This is a genomic window from Mucilaginibacter gossypii (genome assembly GCF_017569325.2).
GTDB classification, from domain to species: domain Bacteria; phylum Bacteroidota; class Bacteroidia; order Sphingobacteriales; family Sphingobacteriaceae; genus Mucilaginibacter; species Mucilaginibacter gossypii.
Window position 1 is genome coordinate 5,751,328 of the sequence record NZ_CP071878.2, and the last position, 25,115, is coordinate 5,776,442.

28 protein-coding genes are annotated in these 25,115 nt (G+C 43.8%); 21 read left to right on the plus strand and 7 right to left on the minus strand.

Annotated features, from left to right (window positions below; genetic code table 11):
* Positions 1-133 precede the first annotated feature (133 nt).
* The 16 genes from J3L18_RS24350 to J3L18_RS24425 all read left to right on the plus strand — a co-directional run bounded on the left by J3L18_RS24350 (position 134) and on the right by J3L18_RS24425 (position 12,047).
* Positions 134-1,354, plus strand: coding sequence for a beta-ketoacyl-[acyl-carrier-protein] synthase family protein (locus J3L18_RS24350; RefSeq protein ID WP_129569469.1), 1,221 nt, complete (start codon positions 134-136; stop codon positions 1,352-1,354).
* Between the two features lie 11 nt (positions 1,355-1,365).
* Entirely contained in the window at positions 1,366-1,623 is a 258-nt protein-coding gene (locus J3L18_RS24355; RefSeq protein ID WP_091222634.1) for an acyl carrier protein, read from the plus strand.
* Positions 1,623-2,495, plus strand: coding sequence for a lysophospholipid acyltransferase family protein (locus tag J3L18_RS24360; protein WP_129569470.1), 873 nt, complete (start codon positions 1,623-1,625; stop codon positions 2,493-2,495). Before J3L18_RS24355 ends, J3L18_RS24360 begins: the two co-directional genes overlap by 1 nt.
* On the plus strand, positions 2,492-2,914 hold the full coding sequence (locus tag J3L18_RS24365; RefSeq protein WP_129569471.1) for a hotdog family protein: 423 nt from the start codon (positions 2,492-2,494) through the stop codon (positions 2,912-2,914). The genes J3L18_RS24360 and J3L18_RS24365 overlap by 4 nt, the downstream gene beginning before the upstream one ends.
* Positions 2,915-2,922: 8 nt before the next feature.
* Positions 2,923-3,567, plus strand: coding sequence for a hypothetical protein (locus J3L18_RS24370; RefSeq protein WP_129569472.1), 645 nt, complete (start codon positions 2,923-2,925; stop codon positions 3,565-3,567).
* Between the two features lie 12 nt (positions 3,568-3,579).
* On the plus strand, positions 3,580-4,005 hold the full coding sequence (locus J3L18_RS24375) for an acyl-CoA thioesterase (protein ID WP_208102390.1): 426 nt from the start codon (positions 3,580-3,582) through the stop codon (positions 4,003-4,005).
* Positions 4,006-4,016: 11 nt separating this feature from the next.
* The gene (locus tag J3L18_RS24380; protein WP_129569473.1) at positions 4,017-5,156 is read left to right on the plus strand and encodes a beta-ketoacyl synthase N-terminal-like domain-containing protein; all 1,140 of its coding nucleotides are present in this window, start codon (positions 4,017-4,019) and stop codon (positions 5,154-5,156) included.
* A gap of 1 nt (position 5,157) precedes the next feature.
* Complete coding sequence (locus tag J3L18_RS24385) at positions 5,158-6,411, plus strand: NAD(P)/FAD-dependent oxidoreductase (RefSeq protein WP_129569474.1); 1,254 nt, start codon at positions 5,158-5,160, stop codon at positions 6,409-6,411.
* A gap of 3 nt (positions 6,412-6,414) precedes the next feature.
* On the plus strand, positions 6,415-7,029 hold the full coding sequence (locus J3L18_RS24390; RefSeq protein ID WP_129569475.1) for a hypothetical protein: 615 nt from the start codon (positions 6,415-6,417) through the stop codon (positions 7,027-7,029).
* The gene (locus J3L18_RS24395; protein WP_129569476.1) at positions 7,022-7,285 is read left to right on the plus strand and encodes a phosphopantetheine-binding protein; all 264 of its coding nucleotides are present in this window, start codon (positions 7,022-7,024) and stop codon (positions 7,283-7,285) included. The genes J3L18_RS24390 and J3L18_RS24395 overlap by 8 nt, the downstream gene beginning before the upstream one ends.
* 3 nt (positions 7,286-7,288) lie before the next feature.
* Positions 7,289-8,488 carry a beta-ketoacyl-[acyl-carrier-protein] synthase family protein gene (locus tag J3L18_RS24400; RefSeq protein ID WP_129569477.1) on the plus strand — a complete coding sequence of 400 codons (1,200 nt, stop codon included), beginning with the start codon at positions 7,289-7,291 and terminating at the stop codon, positions 8,486-8,488.
* A 3-nt stretch (positions 8,489-8,491) separates the two neighbouring features.
* Entirely contained in the window at positions 8,492-9,541 is a 1,050-nt protein-coding gene (locus tag J3L18_RS24405; protein WP_129569478.1) for a beta-ketoacyl synthase chain length factor, read from the plus strand.
* Positions 9,535-10,308 carry a polysaccharide deacetylase family protein gene (locus J3L18_RS24410; RefSeq protein ID WP_129569479.1) on the plus strand — a complete coding sequence of 258 codons (774 nt, stop codon included), beginning with the start codon at positions 9,535-9,537 and terminating at the stop codon, positions 10,306-10,308. Before J3L18_RS24405 ends, J3L18_RS24410 begins: the two co-directional genes overlap by 7 nt.
* A 151-nt stretch (positions 10,309-10,459) precedes the next feature.
* Entirely contained in the window at positions 10,460-11,089 is a 630-nt protein-coding gene (gene lolA2 / locus J3L18_RS24415; protein WP_189549214.1) for a flexirubin biosynthesis/transport protein LolA2, read from the plus strand.
* On the plus strand, positions 11,052-11,687 hold the full coding sequence (gene lolB2, locus J3L18_RS24420; RefSeq protein WP_208102389.1) for a flexirubin biosynthesis protein LolB2: 636 nt from the start codon (positions 11,052-11,054) through the stop codon (positions 11,685-11,687). The genes lolA2 and lolB2 overlap by 38 nt, the downstream gene beginning before the upstream one ends.
* Positions 11,688-12,047, plus strand: a complete 360-nt coding sequence (locus tag J3L18_RS24425; RefSeq protein WP_129569481.1) for an ApeI family dehydratase — start codon at positions 11,688-11,690, stop codon at positions 12,045-12,047.
* Between the two features lie 160 nt (positions 12,048-12,207).
* On the opposite strand, the gene J3L18_RS24430 is transcribed toward J3L18_RS24425, so the two are convergent.
* Both J3L18_RS24430 and J3L18_RS24435 read right to left on the minus strand, forming a co-directional pair.
* Complete coding sequence (locus J3L18_RS24430; protein WP_129569482.1) at positions 12,208-12,795, minus strand: DUF308 domain-containing protein; 588 nt, start codon at positions 12,793-12,795, stop codon at positions 12,208-12,210.
* Between the two features lie 114 nt (positions 12,796-12,909).
* Positions 12,910-13,506 carry a Crp/Fnr family transcriptional regulator gene (locus tag J3L18_RS24435; RefSeq protein ID WP_090533545.1) on the minus strand — a complete coding sequence of 199 codons (597 nt, stop codon included), beginning with the start codon at positions 13,504-13,506 and terminating at the stop codon, positions 12,910-12,912.
* Between the two features lie 453 nt (positions 13,507-13,959).
* Between J3L18_RS24435 and J3L18_RS24440 the strand changes: the two genes are divergently transcribed.
* Positions 13,960-16,383 carry an outer membrane beta-barrel family protein gene (locus J3L18_RS24440; RefSeq protein ID WP_129569483.1) on the plus strand — a complete coding sequence of 808 codons (2,424 nt, stop codon included), beginning with the start codon at positions 13,960-13,962 and terminating at the stop codon, positions 16,381-16,383.
* Positions 16,384-16,439: 56 nt separating this feature from the next.
* Here the strand turns inward: J3L18_RS24440 and J3L18_RS24445 are convergent, their stop codons facing one another.
* Positions 16,440-16,808: a hypothetical protein gene (locus tag J3L18_RS24445; protein WP_091173243.1), complete on the minus strand. Its 369-nt coding sequence runs from the start codon at positions 16,806-16,808 to the stop codon at positions 16,440-16,442.
* 140 nt (positions 16,809-16,948) lie between these two features.
* Between J3L18_RS24445 and J3L18_RS24450 the strand changes: the two genes are divergently transcribed.
* From J3L18_RS24450 to J3L18_RS24460, 3 genes are all read left to right on the plus strand, one after another.
* Complete coding sequence (locus J3L18_RS24450) at positions 16,949-17,275, plus strand: nucleotide pyrophosphohydrolase (protein WP_129569484.1); 327 nt, start codon at positions 16,949-16,951, stop codon at positions 17,273-17,275.
* Between the two features lie 116 nt (positions 17,276-17,391).
* The gene (locus J3L18_RS24455; protein WP_129569485.1) at positions 17,392-18,276 is read left to right on the plus strand and encodes a DUF4349 domain-containing protein; all 885 of its coding nucleotides are present in this window, start codon (positions 17,392-17,394) and stop codon (positions 18,274-18,276) included.
* 169 nt (positions 18,277-18,445) lie between these two features.
* Positions 18,446-18,859, plus strand: a complete 414-nt coding sequence (locus J3L18_RS24460; RefSeq protein WP_091173233.1) for a hypothetical protein — start codon at positions 18,446-18,448, stop codon at positions 18,857-18,859.
* A gap of 101 nt (positions 18,860-18,960) precedes the next feature.
* On the opposite strand, the gene dapF is transcribed toward J3L18_RS24460, so the two are convergent.
* Positions 18,961-19,746: a diaminopimelate epimerase gene (dapF, locus tag J3L18_RS24465; protein WP_189549216.1), complete on the minus strand. Its 786-nt coding sequence runs from the start codon at positions 19,744-19,746 to the stop codon at positions 18,961-18,963.
* Positions 19,747-19,937: 191 nt separating this feature from the next.
* Here dapF and J3L18_RS24470 point away from each other — a divergent pair, with 191 nt between their 5' ends.
* Positions 19,938-21,467, plus strand: a complete 1,530-nt coding sequence (locus J3L18_RS24470; protein ID WP_091173229.1) for a Do family serine endopeptidase — start codon at positions 19,938-19,940, stop codon at positions 21,465-21,467.
* Positions 21,468-21,573: 106 nt separating this feature from the next.
* Here the strand turns inward: J3L18_RS24470 and J3L18_RS24475 are convergent, their stop codons facing one another.
* From J3L18_RS24475 to J3L18_RS24485, 3 genes are all read right to left on the minus strand, one after another.
* The gene (locus J3L18_RS24475; RefSeq protein WP_129569486.1) at positions 21,574-23,328 is read right to left on the minus strand and encodes a carboxypeptidase-like regulatory domain-containing protein; all 1,755 of its coding nucleotides are present in this window, start codon (positions 23,326-23,328) and stop codon (positions 21,574-21,576) included.
* Positions 23,329-23,473: 145 nt separating this feature from the next.
* Positions 23,474-24,466: a FecR domain-containing protein gene (locus J3L18_RS24480; RefSeq protein ID WP_129569487.1), complete on the minus strand. Its 993-nt coding sequence runs from the start codon at positions 24,464-24,466 to the stop codon at positions 23,474-23,476.
* A complete protein-coding gene (locus tag J3L18_RS24485; protein WP_129569488.1) occupies positions 24,463-25,101 on the minus strand; it encodes an RNA polymerase sigma-70 factor in 639 nt (212 codons plus the stop codon). Before J3L18_RS24485 ends, J3L18_RS24480 begins: the two co-directional genes overlap by 4 nt.
* Positions 25,102-25,115 lie beyond the last annotated feature (14 nt).

A 25,115-nucleotide genomic window follows, 5' to 3' on the forward strand; every position in this document is an offset into this window, starting at 1 on the left:
AGATACAGGTATTTTAATAGCCGAAATTTGGAACATTAAACGAGCGCTATACATACGAAAACCAGATTAAGTTCTATTTTTTTGTATTTTTATCACATTTTGTTGACTATGTACTATCAGTTTTTGCTCAAATATGAATAGGGTTGTGATAACAGGGATGGGTATCTATTCGTGTATTGGGGAAAATCTTGATGAAGTTAAGCAGTCCCTTTATACCGGCAGGTCGGGCATTGTATATGATGCTATCCGTAAAGATTTTGGCTACCGCTCAGGACTTACCGGCGCGGTTGAAAAGCCCAACCTTAAGGGTACGCTTGATCGCCGGGCACGTATTATGCTGCCTGAGCAAGGCGAGTACGCCTACATAGCTACCATCGAAGCATTGCAGCAAGCAGGTATCGATGCCGATTACATCACCCAAACCGATGTAGGCATTTTATACGGTAATGATAGTACTGCTAAGGCTGTTATTGAAACTACCGATATCATCCGCGAAAAAAAAGATACCATGCTCATTGGTTCGGGGGCGGTTTTTCAAACCATGAACTCTACTGTTACCATGAACCTGGCTACTATCTTTAAGCTTCGCGGGGTTAACTTTACCATCAGCGCGGCTTGCGCCAGTGGTTCGCATTCTATAGGTATGGGTTACCATCTTATCAAAAGCGGTATGCAGGACTGCATTATTTGCGGCGGCGCACAGGAACTAAGCCATTATTCAATGGGGAGTTTTGATGCGCTTTCGGCATTTTCTGTAAACGAAGCAGATCCCTCCAAAGCTTCCCGCCCCTTTGATCGCGACCGCGACGGATTGGTTCCAAGCGGCGGAGCAGCTACTGTGATCCTGGAAAGCCTGGAATCGGCCCTGAAACGAGGCGCTACTATTTTAGGCGAGATTGTTGGTTACGGATTTTCATCAAACGGGGGGCATATCTCCAACCCAACGGTTGAAGGGCCGGTACGCTCGTTGAATATGGCATTAAAAGATGCCGGCATACAGGCTTCTGAAATTGACTATATCAATGCTCATGCCACCTCTACCCCTGCCGGCGATGCCAGCGAGGCTAAAGCCATTGATGAGGTTTTTGGCGATTATAAGCCCCTGGTAAGTTCAACCAAATCCATGACCGGTCATGAGTGCTGGATGGCAGGTGCAAGTGAGATCGTTTATTCCATGCTCATGATGCAAAACTCGTTCGTGGCGCCTAACATTAACTTTGAAAACCCCGACGAGGATTCGGCGAAACTTAACATCGCTACCGAAACCGTCGATAAAAATATAGATACATTCCTGTCAAACTCGTTTGGGTTTGGCGGCACCAATTCGTCCCTGATTATTAAAAAATATATTTAAACTAAGCCATTATGCAAATTGAAGAGATCATAGAAAAAATCAACAGCTTCCTTGCCGAAGAATTTGAGGTTGATGCAGATAAAATGGTGCCCACAGCAAATCTGAAAGAAACCCTCGACCTGGATAGCCTTGATTATATAGACCTTGTTGTAGTGATTGAAAGCAATTTTGGGTTCAAAGTAAAACCAGAAGATTTTACGGGTATTGTTACCTTCCAGGATTTTTACGATTACGTACTATCGCGCGTACAACCTAAGGAGCTTGCATAATGCCCGCCTGGCAGGGAAAATCTAAAGGAAATACCCTTAGCTACCGCATTTTTGTTAGTGTTTTAAAAACAGCTGGCGTAATGCCCGCTTATTTTATGCTGAGGTTTGTGGCGCTTTACTATTTCCTGTTTTCGTGGCAAACATCAAAAGGCACATATTACTATTTCCACAAGCGGCTCGGTTTCGGCAGGGTAAAATCAATATTGAAGCTGTACCGAAATTACTACCTGTTTGGGCAAAGTATTATCGATAAGGTAGTGATTATGTCGGGGATTCCCAACAAGTTCACTTTCAATTTTGACGGGATCGACAACCTACGGCAGATTGCCGCCATGAACAAGGGCGGATTACTGCTTAGCTCGCACATTGGCAGCTGGGAAATAGCAGGCGAACTGCTTGATCATATCAACACCCGCATTAACATTGTGATGTTTGATGGCGAGGACAGGCAGATCAAGCAATACATGGATTCGGTAACCGGCAAGCGGAAAATAAACATCATTGTCATCAAAAACGACCTGTCGCACATATTTAAAATAAACGCGGCATTCCAGAACAATGAGCTGGTTTGCATGCATGCCGACAGGTATATTGATGGCAATAAAACCATAACAAGGGAGTTTTTAGGTGAGGATGCCAAATTTCCGGCAGGTCCCTTTGTAATGGCCGAGAAATTTAAAGTACCGGTAACATTTGTTTACGCCCTAAAGGAAAGTGCATTGCACTATCATTTCTTTTCCAGCCCTGTAAAAGATTATTCGGATTTAGGCAAAGGCATGGAACAACTGGCTGATGATTTTATTATCAGCTTTGAAAACAAGGTAAAAACGTATCCGGAGCAGTGGTACAACTATTATAATTTTTGGCAATGACCTTACCAACACAGGATATTTTAACGTTGATACCGCAGCGCCCGCCGTTTGTAATGGTTGATACGCTGGTGTCGTCAACTGATGATAATACAGCAACCACGCTGTTGATATTGCCCGAAAATGTTTTGGTAAGCGATGGTGAATTAAGTGAAGCTGGACTGACTGAAAATATTGCCCAAACCGCCGCCGCGGGTGCCGGATATGCCGCTCAGCAATTAGGCAAACCTGTACAGCCGGGCTTTATCGGTGCGGTAAAAAACCTGGAAGTATTTGCTTTACCAAAAGTTGGCGATACCATAGAAACCGAAGTAAAAATTGAAAACCAGGTTTTCGATGTTACTATCATCAAAGGAAAAATTACTTGCAAAGGCATAACGATAGCCCAATGCGAAATGAAAATATTTATTCAACCACAATAATATCAACCATGAAAAAAAACGCAATTAAACTGAGTTTACTGATACTTTTATTAACCGCGTTCTTAAAACCGGCATCTGCCCAAACCAAAGCAGAGGTATTCGATAAAAAAACCCCGATAACCTGGTTAGGTATGGATTTTTCACAAATGAAATTCATTGGTTCGGAAGAAGCTTACAGACGGGAGGTGATCAATGCCGAATTTGTTGGCAAATACATCCCCCTATGGGAAAACTTCTTTTTAAAAGAACCTAAAAAATATAACCCGGCCAAGGCGGTTCACCGCGATACCGTTCATTTTGCAATGAATGTTACCGAAAAAGTTAACAACGCGCTTACCAAAAACTTCTTTGATACTGATCCCGGTCATTTCAAAACGCTGACCGAAAAAGATATTGATGCATTGATTAAAAACTATGATTTTTTAGGTAATAAAGGCATCGGTATGTTGCTGATTGTTGAAGGCATGGATAAAGGGCGGGCGCAAGGGGGCGCCTGGGTAACTTTTGTTGATATGGATAAGAAAACGGTTTTATATACCGTTTTCCGCACCGGCAACAGCCGTGGATTTGGTTTCAGAAATTACTGGGCACACCCATGGCCGGTAATCCTGGACGATTTTGGCGCTGATTTCGATCTTTTCAAAAAATACTAAGCCCCTAAGGTTTTGCAGCAATCGCTAATAAATACAATTGAGATTGAAGTCAAATTCAGTGACGTGGATATGCTGGGCGTGGTTTGGCATGGCAACTATATCCGCTATTTTGAGGATGGCCGCGAGGCGTTTGGCAAGCAATATGACCTGGGTTATATGGATGTATATAACGCCGGCTACGTTGTGCCTATAGTTAACGTAAATTGTGATTATAAGCGCTTTTTGCGGTACGAGGATAAGGTGATCATCGAAACCACCTACACCCCTACCGAGTCGGCGAAGATCAATTTTACTTACAGGTTACTCAACGCCCAAACCGGCGAACTTATCGTTAAAGGATCGACAACACAGGTTTTTGTTCGCCGTGATAATTTTGAACTGCAGCTTACCAACCCGGATTTTTTCCTGGATTGGAAACAACAACAAGGTTTAATATAACAAACGCTGTGATGAAGAAGGTTTACCTTGTTGCTGATAATATTACCTCGCCCCTGGGTGCTACAACTACGCAAAATTTTGAGCACCTTGTTAACGGTGTTTCAGGCGTGAGGCAACACGATGATAAAACCCTGTCTGACGATCCTTTTTTTGCATCGCTATTTGAAAAAGTATATTTTCAAACCGATGAATACTGCACCAAATTCGAGCACCTTCTCATCGCTTCGTTAACCGAAACCTTACATGGAGTCGATAAAAATATATCCGATAAAAAAACTGTTCTGATCATTTCCACCACTAAAGGTAATATTAGCCTGTTGGAAACCGAAGAGTCGAGCTCGGAATTAGATGCGCGCATGGCCCTGCATACTTCAGCAAAAAAAATAGCCCGACATTTTGGTTTTGTAAACGAGCCAATAATAGTTTCACATGCCTGTATTTCCGGACTTGTTGCTATGATCACCGGGATGCGGCTGATCCAATCCGGCCAGTATGATCATGCGGTTGTTGCCGGAGCAGATGTGATTTCAAAATTTGTGCTTTCGGGCTTCCAATCTTTTCAGGCCGTTAGTAAGGGATTATGCAAACCATTTGATGCAGATCGTGATGGTATCAATTTGGGCGAGGGCGCGGCTACGGTTATTCTATCTACAGACAAACCAACCGGAGAAGCTATTGAATTAGTTTCGGGTGCAATAAGCAATGATGCCAACCATATTTCAGGCCCATCACGCACCGGCGAAGAATTATATTACGCCATCAATAAAGCGATGGATGCTGCCGGTTTAAAGTCGGAGGATATTGATTTTATATCTGCCCACGGCACAGCGACCGTTTATAACGACGAAATGGAAGCAAAAGCTGTAACGCTGGCCGGTTTGCAGAATGTTCCACTCAATAGCCTGAAAGGTTTTTACGGACATACTTTGGGCGCTTCGGGGTTGATAGAAGCTATTATATCTGCTCAATCATTAAAGCAAAATATGATCATTCCAACAAAAGGCTTTAGCAAACAGGGCGATGCTAACCCGGTAAATGTTTGCAGCCAATTGATATCAACGCCACTTAACAGTTGCCTCAAAATAGCCTCTGGCTTTGGGGGATGTAATGCGGCCATAATTTTAACCAAATCACAACAGGATATTTCATAAAATGAGCACAGAACAGGTAGATGTATTGGTAATAGGTGCCGGTCCGGCGGGCACGGTGGCAGCTTCTATCGTACACCAGGCAGGCTTTAAGGTTAAAATTGTAGAGAAACAGCTTTTCCCGCGGTTTGTTATTGGCGAAAGCTTACTGCCACGCTGCATGGAAGCATTGACCGAAGCCGGCTTTGTGGATGCCATAAGCGAAAAAGGCTTTCAGCAAAAAGCAGGCGCCAAATTTGTGAAAGACGGCAAGATCTGTGATTATCAATTTGCAGATCAGTTCACCCCCGGCTGGAACTGGACCTGGCAAGTGCCGCGTGCCGATTTCGACAAAACTTTAGCCGATACCGTCGAAAAAATGGGCGTTCCTGTTCATTACGAAACAAGCGTTACCAACATTGTTTTCGACGGTCAAAACTCGGTTACTACGGTAGAAGATAGAGATGGTAAGCAAACCAAAATTTCGGCCCGCTTTATCATCGATGGCAGCGGCTATGGCAGGGTGATCCCCAAACTATTTAACCTCGACAGGCCATCGACCCAAGTTCCGCGCAAGGCGCTTTTTGTGCATACGGTGGATAAAAAACGCTCCATGGCCGACGAGCCAAACCGCATAACCATCGTAGTACATCAGCCCGGCGTTTGGATCTGGATCATTCCTTTCGCCAATGGTATTACCTCCTTAGGTTTTGTGGGCAATCCTGAGTTTTTTAAACAATACGAAGGCTCAGACGAAGAGATTTTGCGCGGCTTGATTGCCTCACAGCCTTATTTTGCAGAGCGTTTTGAGAATGTGGCGTTTGCCTTTGCACCAAAAGTGTTGGAGTCATGGTCGGCCACTACTGATAAGTTTTATGGCGATGGCTTTGTGCTTACCGGTAACGTTACGGAGTTCCTTGATCCGATATTTTCATCGGGCGTAACGCTCGCTACGGTATCGAGCCAAACGGCTGCCAAACTGGTTATCCGCAAGCTTAACGGCGAAGCCGTAGATTGGGACAAAGAATACATGCAGCACATGATGCAGGGCGTAAACACCTTTCGCTCGTATGTAACCGCGTGGTACGAGGGTGTTTTGGATACCATATTTTTCGCCGATAACCAGGACCCGCTTGTTAAAAGCCAGATCTGCTCGGTACTGGCCGGTTACGTTTGGGATATGGATAATCCTTACGTTAAAAACCACGAAACAGCCTTGCATAAACTCGCGCGTACCATAACACTAAGGGATTTGGTTGCAGCAAATAAATTGATATAAACATTGAATACCGGCAACTACATAGTATCAAGCTGTGTCATCAGCAATCAGGCTGTAAAGCACAACGGCAGGTTGCTGTTTGAGGCAGAATATACCGATGTTTCTGGCTTCCTACTATCTGCCTATCAACTCATCGGGGCAAAGTATCCTAAGTTTTATAAAATGGATAACCTTGCCAAACTGGGCTGGCTTGCTGCCGAAGTTTTGCTAAAAGATTTTGATGCCGCCAAGTATCAGCCGACCGACATCAGCGTGATATTATCAAACGCAAGTTCCAGCCTTGATGCCGATAAACGGTATTATGATTCGGTACAGGAAATTGCAAGTCCGGCATTGTTTGTATATACACTGCCTAATATTGTTATCGGCGAGATTAGCATCCGTCATCATTTTAAAGGAGAGAACGCATTTTTTGTTTTTGACCGGTTCAATGCGGATTTTATTGCAAATTATGTTTCAGATTTACTGAACAACCAGCAATTGCAGGCTTGTATTTGTGGCTGGGTAGAACTGCTTGACAATGACTATAAAGCCGTTTTGTTTTTGATTGAAAAGGAAGGCGAAACACCCTTCACAACAGAAAATATTAATAAAATTTACAGTACAGCAAATGAATAAATTAATGGCCGATCTGAAAGAGCAGATCATTGAGCAGTTGAACTTACAGGATGTGAAGCCGGAGGAAATAGGCGATGATCAAGCACTGTTTGGTGATGGCCTCGGTTTGGACTCGATAGATGCACTGGAGCTGATTGTGCTATTACAGCAAAAGTATAAAGTAAAACTTTCTAATGCTGAAGACGGCCCTAAAATCTTCCGTTCGGTGCGTACCATTGCCGAATTTATTGAAAGCACCAGGATCCCGAACGCCTAAACAATGGAGCAACCTGTTTTTATAGCCGGCGCGGGGGTAATTTCGGCCATAGGTAATACTGTGGCCCAAAACCTGCTGTCGCTTGAACAGGAAAAAACTGGCATTGCCCCTATCCAGTATCTGGACACTGAACACCGGGATGAGTTTCCGGTTGGTGAGATTAAACTAAGCAATCAAGAGCTCGCCGAATTATCGGGATTCAAACCGGGCATCAGTCGCACGGCTATGCTGAGTTCAATTGCCGCCAAAGAAGCTTTAGCTGACACCGAACTTGCTAATCTTGCAGGTTTACGAACAGGCTTTATCTCAGCCAATACCGTCGGCGGCATGGATAAAACAGAAGATTTCTTTCGGGATTTCTTAGCCAATAACACCAAAGGGCGTTTACGCAATGTGGTAAATAACGAGTGCGATGCGGTTACCAATTTAGTTGCCGATCAGCTGGGCATAAGGCATTATGTAAGCACTATTAGCACGGCTTGTTCTTCATCAGCCAATGCCATTATGTATGGGGCAAGGCTTATTAAAAACAACATACTGGATGTGGTTATTGCCGGCGGTGCCGATGCATTTACCCGCTTTACCCTCAACGGTTTTAACACCCTCATGATATTGGATAAACAGCCCTGCCAGCCTTTTGATGCCAACCGCCGGGGCCTTAATCTTGGTGAGGGTGCAGGGTATGTGGTGCTGGTATCTGCGCGAATAGCGTCATCGCTTAAAAAAGAGATGTATTGCACCCTCAGCGGCTATCATAACGCCAATGATGCCTATCATCAAACGGCTTCATCGCCGGAAGGTACAGGATCGCTACTGGCAATGGAGGGTGCGCTTAAAAAAAGTGGTTTAAAGCCTGCAGATATCGGCTACATCAATTTGCACGGTACGGGCACGCAAAACAATGATAGTTCAGAAGGGGCAGCCATCAGCAAACTATTCGCGGGATACACACCCCAAATAAGTTCCACCAAAGCATTTACCGGGCATACGCTTGGGGCAAGCGGTGGCATTGAAGCCGTATTTTCGGCTTTGGCGGTGCAGCGTGGATTAGTATATCCTAATCTAAGGTTTGAAACGTCGATGGAAGGCCTGCCTTTTACGCCTGAAACCCGCTTTTCAAAACAACCGGAGATAAAGCATGTACTGTCCAATTCGTTCGGGTTTGGCGGCAATTGTTCATCATTAATATTTTCAAAACTATAGGCGATGTACATCAGGGCAGCAAGCAATATATCGCCACAAAATACCTTCGGTAATCAGCGGTTCCTTTCAGAACTGGCAGAATATACCGGCGACAGGCTCACCTGTATTGAACCGGATTATAAATCGTTGATCGATCCAAAACTCATCCGCCGCATGAGCCGCATCATTAAAATGGGTGTTGCTGCCGGTATGGATTGCCTGCAACAAGCCGGGGTCAATGCGCCGGATGCTATCATTACCGGAACGGCTTACGGCTGCCTGGAAGATACCAATACCTTTCTCACCAAAATGGTGCAGCAAAACGAGGAAGCGCTTTCCCCTACTGCGTTTATCCAATCCACCCATAATACCATCAGTGCGCAGATAGCCCTGTTACTGCAATGCCATCAGTACAACAATACATTTGTGAACGGTGGCGCTTCATTTGAAAATGCGCTGCTTGATGCCATGATGCTGTTGTATGAGGGCGAAGCAGCTAACATACTGGTGGGCGGCATTGATGAAATTACGGCCAACAGCCATGCTATTTTAAAGCGAATGGGGCTTTATCGTCAACATCCGGCATCGAACTTTGAACTGTTTAACACTCCCGGTAAGGGAACAATGGTCGGCGAAGGCTCAGCTTTTTTTATGTTAAGCCGTGAAGCATCAGGTAATGACTGGGCTAAAATTGATGGGGTATCCAGCTTTTATAAACCGCGCAACACTGCCGAAATAAAACAACAGATCAGCATTTTTTTGCAAAGCCAGAACACCAATATTCATGAAATTGACCTGGTAATAACCGGTAACAACGGCGATTCAAAAAATGATGCCGTCTATGAGCAATTGCTGCAATATGATTTTGCCAATATTCCTGTCATCAATTACAAAGCCCTCTGCGGCGAATATCCAACCTCATCTGCGTTTGCAATGTGGCTGGCAGCACATGAGATCAAAAACGGCGTTTGTTCATTTGTACCGGAGGCCGACCAAACTTCTTTGAAAAAGGTATTGATCTACAATCACTACCAAAACATTCACCACTCATTAATCTTGCTTTCGGCATGCTAAATTTCAGGAACACCAATATCCTCTTTGCCGGTCTGCTCGGGTTGATAATCTGGCAGCATATTTCAGAAGGGGTATCTTGGTGGAGTTACCCGGTGCTGATCTTTATTTACTCGCTGATATTATTTTACGGATGCTACTACATAGGTTCTAATTTTTTTATGCGGGTGATGTGCTCGCTCAAAACCAACAAAAAGATCATCGCTATAACATTTGACGATGGACCTGATGCTACCGCCACACTACAGATTTTAAAAATCCTAAAACAACAAAATACCCCCGCAGCTTTTTTTTGCATTGGCAGCAGGATACCCGGTAATGAAACTGTTCTGAAACAAATTCACAAGCAGGGCCACATCATTGGCAACCATAGTTTTTCACACCACTTCTGGTTCGATCTGTTTTCTTCCGCCAAAATGCTGGATGATATGCTTCAGGCCAGTCAGTTGGTAAGGCAGACGATTAACTTAAGTCCGCTATTGTTCAGGCCTCCTTATGGAGTGATCAATCCCAATCTAAAAAAAGCCATTTTAAAAAGCAGGATGGTACCCATAGGCTGGAGCGTACGCTCAATGGATACCGTTATTAACGATAGTCAAAAACTATTAAATAAGATAACCCGCCGTTTAAACCCCGGCGCTATTTTCCTGTTTCATGATACAGGCGCTGCAACAATTTCGGTATTGCCACTGTTTATTGAACAAGCCAAAGCACAGGGATACGAAATAGTACGGCTGGATAAAATGCTAAATTTACAGGCTTATGCGTAAAGAAATAACGGTGCTAAACTCCCCTCTTCAGAGGGGGGGCGAAGGCAATGAGCGTTGGCAGGGGTGTGTTTGTGCGAATGACTTATTAAAGCAGAAACACACCCCTCCGCCCCTCTCGAGAGGGGAAGGGCGCTGGCCCTCGCTTTTAAAATTGGCAATATTTTTTCTGCCTTTCTTCTGCTTTACGGCTATAGCCCACGCCCAACACGCAGGCTATACCCAGCTATCCGATCTTACCAAATTTAAACAGCAATTTGCCGATGTTGCTGCAAAAACCAATAGCATTAAAAGTGATTTCACCCAGGAGAAAAGCCTGAGCATGCTCTCGGAAAAGATCACATCGAAAGGCAAATTCTGGTACCGCAAGCCCAATATGCTGCGGATGGAGTATACCCAGCCATTCAGCTATCTCATGATCCTGAACAAGGACAATGTGTACATTAAAGATGGACAAAAAGAAAACAAGGTATCTACCCGCTCCAACAAAGTATTTAAGCAGATCAACAAAATCGTTATCGATTGTATCCAGGGAACGGCACTCAATAGCGGCGATTTTAAATCGGCGGTATACGAAAATAAGGGAACCTTTTTAGTTTCCCTATCTCCTGTCAATAAACAACTGAGCGATTTTTTCAAAACAATCGAGATCACTGTTGATAAAAAAGATTATTCAGTAAACACCATCGAAATGCTGGAAGGTTCGGGCGATAGTACGACGTTGCATTTTACTAATAAAGAGATCAATGCCAATATCCCGGATGCGTTTTTTGCTATTAAGTAGCTGCCTGCTAATGCTGGCCGGCTGCTCATCGGTTTACAAAAACCTGAAGCCGGCCGAAGGCAATGTACGCGAGATCAAAAAATTCGCGCCCGATTTTACCAACGTGCTTTATAAAACCGAAGTAGACGTAATTGGCGGTCACCATTTAAGCGGCTTATTGCTGATTAAAACCCTGCCAGATAAAAGCGTGCGTATGGTGTTCAGTAATGAGATTGGCTTTAAGTTTTTCGATTTTGAGTTTAAGCCCGATGGCGGCTTCAAGGTGTATTACATCATTAAGCAAATGGATAAGCGCCCGGTGATCATCACCCTGCAAAAAGATTTTGAGCTGGTGATGATGCGTAAGCAAAACCCCGAAACAGGTTATATGCGCAAAGATGATAACTATCTGTATTATGTTTTCCCGCAGGAAAAAGGCGCCAACTATTACATCACCAACAAATCCGGAACAGAACTGATCCGCATGGAACGCTCATCCGACAGGAAACCCGTGGTACAAGCCATTATGCACGGTTTTCACAACGGCGTTCCTGATACTATTGGCATTAGCCATAAAAACTTCAAATTCAATATCGGCCTTAAACGCTTGGAAAGATAAATGCTCAACAATACTTTTTTCAGTTTTACCACTCCCGAAACCGATGGCAGTTTACTCAAAACAACCATCAGCCTTAACCCTGCGCATGATATTTTTAAAGGGCATTTCCCAGGCAATCCCATTGTGCCAGGTGTGTGCATGATGCAGATGGTCAAAGAGATTCTGGAAAATCAGCTCGGCAAAAAGTTAAGACTTGTTAAGGCTGATAATATCAAGTTTCTGTCGTTCATCAACCCTAATGAATACCCCCAGGTTGGATTGGAGATAAAGATGAGTACCGTTGATGAGCAGGTTAAGGCAGATGCGCAACTGGTAAATGATGGAGTTGTGTTTTTGAAGTTTAAGGGAGTATTCTCTTAAAAATAAAATTGTCATTTCGAAACGAGGAACGAGTGAGAAATCTTATGCGCCTTGTTTAGCGAATGACCAGTCCGGCCATGCATGGTGTACAAGATTTCTCTTTCGCCCCGGCGCACCATCCCCACAGCTCTATCGAAATGACATTTTTTTAGATTTTATATCAATTCTGCGCAACAGGCTTCGCGCTTTTACCTAACCTTATTGCAGCTAATAAATAATAAAAAGCACCAAAAGCCGAATACCCTGCCAAATTCGCAATCCCCATATTAGGCGAGTGCGCCATTGCTATAAATGACACACCGGCAAGCATAGATTGCCCCCCACTTAATATCATTGGCCATTGGCCGCCAAACTCTTTACGTCTTTTTAAGCCCAATACCAATTGGATTAATCCTGTTAACAAAGCCCATCCGCCAAATACAATTAACGCGGCAGGCACTCCTTTGGTTATAGCAAAAGCAACCGATAAAGTTGTAACAATACTAATAGCTGCATTTACATATTGAGGTGTTACCGATGTTCCGTTGCCTTGATTAGCACGGATATCAAGGAATGTACCTACAACATCCCATAACGGATAGATCACGAGCAGTATGGTAGCTGCGGTAAATGAAGTTTTAGCCAATAACGATACCAATATTACCCAGGTAACCGAAAATGCTACCCTTGTAAAATAAAGCTTACGCAACTCGCGGGCTGTATTAGCCGCGGCTGAAGTTTCTATGATCAATGTTTTATTTACTGACATGACTTTAAATTTTTATTTCGTTTTGTTTGATGAAGCAAAGTTGGGCACAAAACGTGGCGGCAATTTTCACTTAGGTGAAAATCGGGAAGGCCTTTTGTCAGCAGAGTTTCGTTTTTATGGCTTTTGCTGCGATAAGCGCTTTTTGATACGGGTGAGCGATGGGTTTTTAATGCCCAGGTATGACGAGATATGATATGCAGGAATACGGCTCACGATATTGGGATGCTGCGTTATCATTTTCAAATAACGCTCTTCGGCTGTATTAAATAAAAACTCTTCGGTACGGGCTTGCGATTGGTTAAAGAATAATTCGGCAACCAGGCGACCGAAACGTTGCCAGCCGGTTGGCGTGGAGTAAAGATATTGAAGATCATTATAGTTGATGGAGATGATCTCGGCATCCTCCATCGCCTGGATATAATATGCGCAAGGGTATTGATTGATAAAACTGCGGAATGATACCAGGAACTGCCTTTCCGAAAAAAAGTAGATGTTCTTTTCTTCCTGCGTTTCGGGGTGTACGTAGTAGATCCGGAACAAACCTTTGTTAATAAGCGCAAGATCGGTACATACAATGTTCTGCATGTTAAAAAAATCGCCTTTCTCAATTTTACGCGTACGCCAATACGGCAAGCTAACCGCTACGTCATTTTCAGACATACCGGCAAAATTGCCAAGAAGTTCGTTTAATACCTGTTGCTTATCGGCCATAATTAACAAAGTGCAATAAGGTTAAATATCGGCACAAAAAATCATACTAATTTTCACCTGGGTTAAAAACAACTTATTTTATTTTCTTATTTTACAATCAAACTAAATTGAATAAAAAACAATCATTAAATCAATCAACACAATGAAGCATATAAATACATCTCCCCATGTTAGTGAGTTTGATAAAGATCACCCTGTTCCTGGCGGTTATTATATTGGCCGTTTCAGGTCCCCGGAAAAGAAAAAAGAAAGACAATAACATCAACACGGATGCCCTTCTGCGTTCCGAATACCACATTACCGAAAACGGGAAATTGGAACATGTAAGAAGTGATACATAACATCAACCCTCTTCACGGGATACCGCTTTAAATAAAACAGAACCGCCGCTAAACAATTTGCGGCGGTTTTTTATTTAATTTACGGAATTATAAACCTCATCCCCGTCCCGGTTTGAAACATATCTACAGCTTTTTATTTTTTAGTTTAATTTATAGCAGCCTGTTTGCCCAGGTAAAAGTTAGCGGAAAAATTGTCGACAATTCTAAAGTTCCTGTGGCTTTTGCTGTGGTTAACCTGCAACAACAAAATTCAGAGCAAACAAGGGTAGTGCAAACCGATTCCGTCGGGCTATTTAGTTTTACTGACGTTGATAAAGGGACCTATCATTTAACTATCACCTTCACCGGCTATCAAAAAACCAAACTTAAATTAAACTTGCAACAAGATACCTCGGTATCTATTACCCTCCCTGATAATACCACAAAGTTGAACGAAGTAACCGTAATAGCAGGCAAAACCTCTGTTGAAAACAAGGGCGATAAGCTGATTTATAATGTATCCACCAGTGCCACATCGGCAGGAGCTGATGCACTTACGGTTATTGGTCGTGTGCCGGGTATAAAAGTTGGCGATAATGACCTGAGCATTGTTGGTAAAGGCAGCGTTAAAGTTATGGTGAACGAAAGATTGGTTCAACTGGCTGGAACCGATCTGCTCCGTTACCTGCGCTCATTATCTGCAAGCCAGGTGGGCAGTATTGAGGTAATTAAAAACCCGGGGGCTGCTTATGATGCTGAGGGCAACGCCGGATTGATCAACATCACGCTCAAACATAGCAAAAAACATGGCTATGCGGGCAGTGTACAGATCAATGATAAGCAATGGTTGCATAGCCCCGCCTCGGTTTATGGTACCAGCAATTACTGGTGGTTAAATGCCAGCGGCGATATTAATTACAATTCGGCCAAACTCTCCGCATATGCCAGCGTAAACGTTGATCACGACCACGAATTGGAAGGCTTTGAAACCGATATTTATTACCCCAAACAAACCTGGCTGCAAACCGATACCGGCAACTATCGCTATCATAATTTAAACGTCATTGCCGGTGCCGATTACCGGTTTAGTCCGAGGGTTACTATCGGCGTAAATTACCAGGGCGGTAAGAATACCTATGACGGATCCGACCATGTAAATAACCCGATCATTAACAACACTACCGGTGCTATCGATTCAACATTAAGAACCTATGCCACCTATCACCCGGTGGCTATCAGCAATGCGGTTAACCTGCATAGCACCATCAGCCTGGATACATCAGGTGCTAAACTGGTACTTAATGCCGACTATTTTAACTATTACCGCACCGACAGATCGGACTTTGAGAGCAACACTTATCTCGCTGACGGATCATTGAATGCAGCCAGTCGTAATCGCTACCATGATACCAATAAGCAGGACATCAACATTTATACATTCAAGGCCGATGCGCTTTTGCCAACCAAATATGCCCGCTTTGCTTTTGGCGGCAAACTGAGCTTTATCAATAATTACAGCAACGCTTTTTATTATAAAAAGGCAACCAACGATTCGCTAAAGTATGACCCGAACTTAAGCAATGAATTTACCTATACCGAAAATACCCAATCTGTTTATGGCAGCATAAACCGCGAGGATGGTAAATGGAAGTACCAGGCCGGCTTGCGGGCAGAGCGCACCGAAACCAAAGGCTACTCGCACACGCTTAACCAAACTACCATTAATAATTACACAAGGTTATTTCCATCGGCAACGGTGAGTTACCAGGCAGCTGTTAATCACAGCTTATCACTAAACTTTGGCAGGCGGGTTAACCGGCCAACTTTCTGGAATCTTAACCCATTCAAGAGCCTGTTTACAGCTTATAGCTATGGCGAAGGCAACCCCTATCTTCAACCAGAATATAATACCAATTTTGAGCTTTCGCATACCTACAAAAACAGGCTTACATCGGCCATATTTTTAAACGTTACCAACAATGGTTTCAACAATGTGACCATTGCCCGGGCAGATACCAACCTGGTTTATACCACGCCGCTCAATTTTATTAAAACTTACCGGGCGGGCATTTCCGAAAATTATTCGATGCAATTGCTTAGCTGGCTTGATAATAATAACCAGTTCACTTTTTATCATACCGATGCAAAATCGGCGTTTGCTGCAGTAAAAGGCATTAGCGGGTTTGGAGCTTATATCGCTACCAACAATAACATCTATTTTAATGCGGATAAAAGCTTTTCAGGAGCGGTAAATTTCTGGTACCAGTTCCCGGAGATTGATCACATCGGCAGAAGCGATGCTTATTATAAACTCGACCTCGGCATTAAGGCCTCCGCTTTTAAAAAGAAAATAGATGTTTCATTGGTGATGAATGATGTTTTCAGGAGCAGTGCATCGGCAGTTACCACAATCGTAAACGGGGTAAGGCAAAAGTATACCAACTTCCAGATCAACAGGTATGCCCTGGTGGGTATCAGCTATCGTTTTGGGAATAGTCAGGCTAAAGCAGAGAAGCAGGATACCGGCAACCAGGACGAGAAAGGCAGGATCCATTAAAAGCAAAAGGGAGCTCATGCGGGCTCCCTTTAAACAATCACAAAACAAAAGCGAGGCTACATTTTGCCTGAGCTGTCTTTGCCCATTTTACCTTTACTCATTTTACTTTTTGACATTTTATCGTGGCTCATTTTGTCCGAACCCATCTTGTCTTTTGACATTTTATCAGAGCCCATTTTGTCTGATGCCATTTTATCGTGGCTCATTTTGTCTGAACCCATCTTGTCCTTACCCATTTTATCCGAAGCCATTTTATCATGGCTCATTTTGTCTTTACTCATCTTATCCTTTTTCATTTTGCCGGTATCACTAAGGGCAACGGTATTATGTAAAGGAGCCGATGTTTTTGCCTGTACATTAACAGAAAGGCCGGCAACTGCAAAAATGGCGATAAGGGCGCCTGAAATGATTGATCTGGTTTTCATGTTTGATTTTTTAAGTTGTTTGCCTCTTAGTCGCACGGGGCAACGAAACCTTACAAGGTATTTTCATTTTGTTTTCGGCATATACCTATTCGCCTTATTCCAAAAAATTTAATGAAATTCGGCCGCACTAAAACTATTTTATGGAAATCAGCGAAGCACAACAACTGGTAGATAACTGGATTAAAACAACGGGCATCCGGTATTTTAACGAGCTTACCAACACCGCCATTTTAATGGAAGAAGTTGGCGAAGTGGCCCGCATTATGGCCAGAAAATACGGCGAGCAATCATTCAAAAAATCAGATACAAAAGTTAACCTGGCCGACGAAATGGCCGACGTTCTTTTTGTACTTATTTGCCTTGCCAATCAAACCGGCATCGACCTAACCGAAGCCCTGGAAAAGAATATGGAAAAGAAAAGCATCCGGGATGCCGAGCGGCATAAAAACAACGAAAAATTGAAATAGATAAAATTTAATTTTATCTATTTCAATTAAACAAAATTAAATTCTTTAAAATTGAATTTTAATATAATTTAATAAGGCAAAAAGCGTTTAATCTAAAACAATTAAACAGCCTTATTATGAAAACCTATTTTTTCCTGTCGATAAGTTTTTTGCTTTTACTTATGTCATGCAAGCATGAAACGGAACAAAAAGTAAATGTAGCCAACGTTGAGTTAGTACCTCCTCCACCCGCCGGGGAAAAAAGCATGGCAGCAGCCGATCAACTGGAAGATGCCGGTACTGCCAATAAACCGACCGCTTCAAACCCATCCATTACCGACACTGCCAAAAAGATCATCAAGGAAGGCGATATCCGCTTTGAAACCGACAATCCTAAGGCGGCAAGACAAAACATTGTTTCGTCTCTAAAAAAGTTAGGCGGTTACCTCGCAGAAGAAAATGAAACCAACAGCGGCGAAACAAATCAGAAAGAGTATAGCCTCAAAATCAGGATACCCTCCAAAAATTTTGATGCTTTTTTAAATAGCTTAACTTCCAGCACCGATCATATCGAATCAAAAAACATTCATATCAGGGACGTAACCACACAGTTTATCGATGTTCGCGCCGAAATCAGCAATAACAAACAGTTAGAACAACGTTACCTGCAACTGGCTGCTAAAGCCACCAAAATGACCGATCTGTTGGCAATAGAAGATAAGCTGGCCAGCATCCGTACATCGATCGATTCGGCCCAGGGGCAACTTAATTATCTGAGCAGCCAGGTTAGTTACAGTTCGCTTGATATCAGCTTTTATACCCGGCACCCGGGCGAAGTAAACACAGGTAACGGTTTCGCCTATAAATTTAAAACCGCAATTGGCGAAGGCTGGGAAGTTTTACAAAACCTCTTTTTCGCACTTATAGCGTTATGGCCTTTAATGATAGGCGCTATCATCTTTCTGCTATTAATCAGGCGTTGGAAAAGGCGTAGAAAAGCCAATATTATAAGTGAGGCATAAAAATTATCGCAAAAATTAATTTAGTGTTAAAATTATAAAAACTGAAAGTAATAAAAGGTATCACCTTATGAAGATTTAATTTTAAGAGCATAGTTTTTATTAAATTAATTAATAAATGCTTGACAAATAGAAATTTAAGAACTACTTTTAAGCACCTAATTGATTGATCATGATCCGTGTACGGTCTAAAGTTGTACTGTTGGTTGCCCCCCATGTAGTTGGCCTTGAGGTATTACCTAATAACAAGGTTTTTAAGCATATTTCAATCACCGCGGCCATCTTTCCGGCAATACACGAGATCAAACCCAACCTGCTTATACTTGATTACGATTATCTTGTTCAGGATATCGAAAAAATTCTTCGCCGTTTAAGCACAAACCCGTCATACAAAGGCATTAAAATTTGCTGCTATAAAAACAAATGGCACTCCAAAGTTGATCCATTCCTGAAAACACTGGGGGTTGACCATATTTTTTATGCAGAAGATATGAAAGCCGAGGCCAGCAGAAAAACCGTGTTTGACTCTATCGGCAATGTTATTATGGACGGTACATTTTTTAGCTTATTGAAACCGGTACATTAAGCGCCCGGGAGCGGATAATTTCTCACTTCATTGCGAACGCAGCGCGGCAATGTCATAGTTTTATATTCTTTTATCTTGGTTCTTGCTTCCTGGCTTTCGTGCTAAATAACAACATCTCCTTCAAAAACCCTTTCAGCAGGGCCTTCTAAAAAGATGTCTGTAAAAGTTTTGCCATCATAATCAAAACGAATGTTGAGGTTGCCCCCTAATACTTTTATCGGAGTAGTGATATGCCCGGTTTGCTGTTTGTGCTGCGCCATGGCCAGGGCAACGGCAGTTACTCCTGTTCCGCAGGCAAAGGTTTCATCCTCTACCCCACGCTCAAATGTACGTACAAAGTAGCCCTCCTCCATTGGTTCAACAAAATTTACATTAATGCCGTTTTTGCGATAAGTGGCATTATTGCGGATAGCATGGCCTTCCTGGTAAACATTGCGCTGTTCAAGCCCCTCAACCAGCTTTACATAGTGTGGAGAGCCGGTGTTGAGTACGTAAGCGTCGGCATCGGTATTAACTTCGTTTACATCGATCATTTGCAGGCTCACCCAATCGCCTTCGTCTGAAATTTTGGCATAATGCGGACCATCTACCGCCAAAAATTCAGTTTCCGATTCAATAACGCCTAAAAATTTGGCAAAGGCCACAATACAGCGCCCGCCGTTGCCGCACATACTACTCGGCTGGCCGTCGGCGTTGTAATAAATCATCTCAAAATCGTATCCGTCTTTGTTTTGCAATAGCATCAAACCGTCACCACCGATACCGAAACGACGATCGCACAGGCCCGAAATCAGCTTAGGGTTATGATGATCAACGCTGTTATCGCGGTTATCAATCAAAATAAAATCGTTGCCAGCGCCCTGGTATTTATAAAAATGTATCTTCACAATTATCCTGTTAATATCAGCCTCTTTGGTCTTCAACAAAACCCGTGCTAACAATTAAAATAGCCGATGTTTATCTATTTAACAAATTTTAACAAAAAACGGGATAACTAATCATTGATTATCTCGTCTATATGGTATTAAATTTGATCTGTAAAATAAGTAAACTTAATAATAAGAAAGGCAAATAATAAATGAAAAAGATTGGTTTAACACTATTAACCGCTTTTGTTGGAGGTGCGATGGCCTTAGGAGTATACAAGGTTATCGAAAACAAGTACTCTGACAACCTGAGCTTCGAAGACAAGCAAAAGGTATATTTTACAAGCAACCCCTCAGCTCCGGTTTCATCAACCGGCGACCTTGATTTTACCCAGGCAGCGGCTGCAGCAACCCCGGCGGTGGTTTACATCCGCACAACCTATACTAACAAAGGCAGCGGCGGACAGGATCAACTGGAGCAGATGTTTGGCGATATGTTTGGTCAGCGGGTGCGTCCGCAAGGCCCACAGATGGCATCAGGCTCTGGTGTTATCATTTCGCCCGATGGCTACATTGTAACCAACAACCACGTGGTTGAAAAGGCCGATAAAATTACCGTTGCTACTAATGATCACCGTACTTTCAGCGCCAAAGTTATCGGCACCGACCCAAGTACAGATCTTGCCCTCATTAAAGTTAGCGCTAACAACCTGCCAATTGTAAAATTAGGCAACAGCGATGACGCTAAAGTTGGCGAATGGGTTTTAGCCGTAGGTAACCCTTTTAACTTAACATCAACCGTTACAGCCGGTATCATCAGCGCCAAAGGCCGTAATATTGGTATCATCGGCAGCGAAAACAGTGATGACGACAACCCGTTCGGCCGTACCCGCAACCAGTCGACTCCTAAGCTGAACAAAGCTATCGAGTCGTTCATTCAAACTGATGCGGCCATTAACCCTGGCAACAGCGGCGGGGCCTTGGTAAACACCCGTGGCGAACTGATCGGTATTAACGCCGCTATCGCTTCGCACACCGGTTCATACGAAGGCTATGGCTTTGCCATCCCGGTTAACCTGGCTAAAAAAGTACTGAACGATATCAAGAAATTCGGTACAGTAAAACGCGGTTTTGTGGGTGTAACTTTCACCGAACTTAACCCGGACGTAGCCCAAAAGCTCGACGTAACAACCACCAACGGTTTATACGTGAACGACCTTGTACCGGGCGGCGGTGCCGAACAGGCAGGCTTACGCAAAGGCGATATCATTGTTAAGGTTGAGGGTCAGCCGGTATATGAATCATCTGATCTGCAGGAACGTGTAGGCCGTTTACAACCCGGCGATAAGATCAATGTTACTGTACTGCGCGATGGTAAGAACAAAGATTTCGCGGTAACGCTTAAAGGCGATGCCGTAGCACCATCAAACCGTATAGCGGCATCTAAATCGGCCGAGGAGCTGTTTAACAAACTGGGTGCAAGCTTCCACGCTTTAACTCCAGCCGAAAAGAACAGGCTGCATGTTAACGCCGGTGTACTGGTTACCCAGGTGCGTGAAGGTGGCTTATTTGACGCTGCCGAAATACCTGAAGGCGTTGTAATCACCAGTATTAACAAACTGCCGATCAGCAGTATCGAAGATATTGACAAGGCAATTGTAAAACCTATCCAGGGCAATATCATCATTGCCGGAATCTACCCTGACGGTTCGCACTTCAGCAGCGCGTTCCCGGCTCAATAAGCTTTTTTAAGTGATTTTGCATGTGAACCCCTTGGTCTTTTTAGATTAGGGGGTTCTTTTTATATTTGGTCAAATACAACTAAGGCCTGTTATCAGCCAACACATCTTAAAACAAATTAACCCCAAAACTCCATCCAACCCACCCGCTCCAGTTCCTGTTATCACGGATAAAAGAATGATGCAGGTCCCGCACATAAGCATAACCATCAACAGGCGTACGCTGATCTGAATAAAGGAAATTTAACGAAGGCCCTGCGAAAACGGAAAACTTCCGGCTTACCTTATAAGTAAAATCAAGGTTAAACTTATTAAGCTGATTGGTTTTTGACCATGTGCCCTGGTACAGGTAACTTGAACCAATTTCAGTGTTGATAGCCAGGTGCTGCCCCAATCCAAACTCCCGCCCGAAACCCAAACCAAATGAATATAATTTACTGTTGTCATCCACCCGCATCCCGCCCTGCCAAATGGTGTACAGCTTGCTGTTGCCGTTTTTGAAGGCGAGGTTGATATTTTGAGTTTCATTGGTAGAGATAGTTAGCTTATGGTAACCGCTATTGATAATATTGAGTAACCCAATGCTAAATCCTGATGAGGTATCGGCAATATTTACCAACGCCAATTGCACCCCGGTAAGGTGTTTGGCATAATTAAACAAGCCTGCCACCTGCAAGCCGCCAAACTTTTGCTGTGCTATATTACCAATCCCACCCAGTTGCAATGCGTCTGAGTTTTTACCGGCAATATTGCCTATCGCACCTAACTGAATGCCCCTGACTGATCCGCGGGTATGATTGTAAAGGGCTGACAACTGCAAACCATTCATGTTTTGTTTTACGCTGTTATGGAGCAGGGCCAGCTGAATGCCCCGCACATTACCCAGCACGTTATTGTACAAGCCGCCAAGCTGGATGCCATTTACTGAGCCGCCCACCACATTAAAGATCCCGGCTATTTGTACCGCGCCAACGTCACCTTTATCCAAATTGAAAATAATGCCCATTTCAAAGCCATCAACCCCGGCATTATAGCCTCCTACAGCATTGAGGGAAACCACATTTACTACCTGTCCACTGAAGTTGCCGTGGGTGCTTACGCCCGGTATGGCCGAAGCCTGGAAGGGGGCCTGTGCAATCAGCCCGCCGAGATTGGCCGCCTGGATCTGTTGTTTAGTGGAAAGAAACAATCTGCCCAGCGAAGTATTTTCGACACCCGAATAATCGTCACTAAGGATATAACCCAGCAGGCTGCGTTTTTTTTTCAGGGTTGTGTCGGTACTCCTTACATTAACATCCGCTAAAAAAGTAACCGTAGTATCCTTATAAAACTCCTTGCTTATTGTTATGGTAATCGGCTGGCCTTCGTTGCGGACGATCATATCAAAATGACCTTCCTTGTCGGTCAATACCGATTGCAATTGTTCGTGCGAGTATACACTGGCATTGGGCAGGTTATGACCGGTTTGCTCGTCGGTTACGGTACCGCTGATGTTGTAATTGTCGCCATCGGTAGCGGCTTTGTCGGTTACTATGGTGAGTTGTAAGGGCGCATATCTCAGAATAATAAAATTCTTCGATTCGCGGTACTCAAAGCGATAGCGGAGCATGTGGTCAAGCACTTCTTTAATCGTCCAGTTATCCGCATTGATGGTAACCAGGCTGTCGGTTTTTACAATGTTGCTGTTGTACGAAAAGTAGAAGTTGCCTTTTTGTTCGATGGTTTTAAGCACCGTGCCCAGTCGCATTTCGGTTACATGGACGGATATGTTTTTGGAGAGGATGGAATCGGCACGAGCGGTTAAAGCCGTAAGAAGCAGCAGGGAAATGGTGTAGTTTAGGTAACGATGTAGTTTATACAACATAAATATCCAAATTATGTCATTGCGAGGAGGAACGACGAAGCAATCGCATGCTATACACGACGGCTATGCTTCCGTGCGGTTGCCACGCTGTCGCTCGCAATGACATGGTTTTATAGTAATGCCCGTTTCTGGCTATCGTGCAGCCTTACCTCAACACAATCCCCTTTTTCCCGCGCTCCACTTTGATCTTGAACGTTTCGGAGATCACCAGCAGCACCTGATCTAACGACTGATCCTTAAACACCGTGGTGATAGGCAGGTTGGCAATGGCTTTATTGCCGATAACAATGTGCGCCCCGTACACTTCGTTTAATGAACCCACCAGCTCATTTAGCGGGGTTTCATCGCAAACCAGTTCATGGGTTGCATAATAGTTATATAAACGCCCTTTGATGCTTTCCTTAGCCTGCAGGCCATCCTTACCGGTAACCAATACCTTTTCGCCGGGATTGAGGTTTACGCTTTTTTTCTTTTCGCTTACGTTAACTATGCCCGTTTCAACAATAACCTGTGTTTTGCCATTGCGGCTCTTTATATTGAATGACGTGCCAACCACCCTAACCGTTACACCGTTCACCCTAATTATAAAAGGTTTTGTTTTATCGGGCGTAACTTTAAAAAACGCTTCGCCCAGCATAGTCACCGGGCGGATTTTGCCGGTAAACTTTTCGGGGTAAATAAGGGTACTGTGACTGTTCAATGTAATCACCGAACCATCGGGCAGGGTTTGCGAACGGGTTTTCCCTTCGCTATCTACCTTAACAAAAGCGATAGCCTTGTTATCGTAATAATGGCTAACCGTTAGCCAGGCCACCGTGCAAATCAGCAATAGCGATGCCGCGATACCTATCCACCAACTGGTTTTCATTTTGCGGACCCGCGCTGATGGAGCTACGGCCGGAACAGTATTATTCAGCCTTTTCTGCAGCCGTAGATAGGCGGCATCTTCATCCAAAGTTTTGGTAGAAGCAATTTGCCGGCTCTCATCCCAGATCAGTTTAAAATTATCATACTCCTGCCTGTTAGCAGGCGAAGCGGCAATCCAGTTCTGTATAGCCTCCACCTCGGCGGGCGTGGCTTCGCCAACCAGGTATTTCACCAGCAAATCATCATCTATAGGCATACCGGTATAGCTCATACAAACCAATTAATAAATAACAATAAAATAATGGGTAAAAACTCGGCCAGTTTCTGGCGCATTACCCTCAGCGCTTTGCCCATCTGGTTTTCGATGGTTTTGATCGAGAGGCCCATCTGATCGGCAATTTGCTGGTATTTGAGCTGCTCAAACCTGCTGAGCTGAAAAATGATGCGGCACTGTTCAGGCAGTTCGCTCAGGGCTTTTTCAATATGCTTTTGCAGTTCGGCCGTAAGCAGTTTTTTTGAGGCCAGTTCGTCGCTACCAACCTGTTCCATTTCATCGGCATAATAAACGCCAAAGCTGGCACGCACCTTCTGGTGTTTTAGGTAGTTCAGGCTTTCGTTATGTACGGAGCGGTACAGGTAGGCCTTGATACTGCCGTCGGTTTTAAGCTGATCGCGTTTTTCCCAAATGCGGCAAAATACGTTTTGTACTACCTCTTCGGCCATTTCATCATCCTTTAAAAAAGTGTAGGCATAGACGTGCAAACTTTTAAAGTGATCTTTAAAAAGCCGCTCAAAAGCTTTCTGGCTTCCCTGTTTAATTAAACCAATGGCCGTGCTATCGCTGTATTCCACTTTTAAGGTGTAGATGTTAGCGCTAAAGATAGCTTGTTTGGCCGTTAAATTCATAGCTCCCAAATGTT